Origin of the sequence: Pseudomonas sp. SIMBA_068 (genome assembly GCF_046534705.1) — a bacterium.
Taxonomy (GTDB): domain Bacteria; phylum Pseudomonadota; class Gammaproteobacteria; order Pseudomonadales; family Pseudomonadaceae; genus Aquipseudomonas; species Aquipseudomonas putida.
Genome location: NZ_JAWRYI010001237.1, coordinates 1 through 248 on the forward strand (window position 1 = coordinate 1; position 248 = coordinate 248).

Annotated in this window: 1 protein-coding gene; it reads left to right on the forward strand. The window is 57.7% G+C overall.

Features of this window, described 5'->3' with window-relative positions; all coding sequences use genetic code 11:
* Window positions 1–24: 24 nt before the first annotated feature.
* Window positions 25–248: hypothetical protein (locus SB756_RS33495; RefSeq protein ID WP_410913688.1), on the forward strand; the 224-nt coding region annotated here is incomplete at its 3' end.

The following is a 248-nucleotide window of genomic DNA, read 5'->3' on the forward strand; positions in this document are numbered from 1 at the left end:
GCTACCTTGGCAAGCGCCACAAACTTGGAGTACATCGACCTGTCCCACAACCCATTGGGGCGCACTTTTACCCTGAGTGGGTTGACTAGGCTGCGCTGGTTGAACTTGCGCAACACTGGCCTGACGCATTTTCCCCATGGTATGGCCAGCCGTTCAAACCTGGTTCTCATGGATATGCGTGAAAACCGCATTACCCAGATCCCCCACTGGTTCTATCAACTGCCGCCCGGGGTTCGGCGGCGCACCCG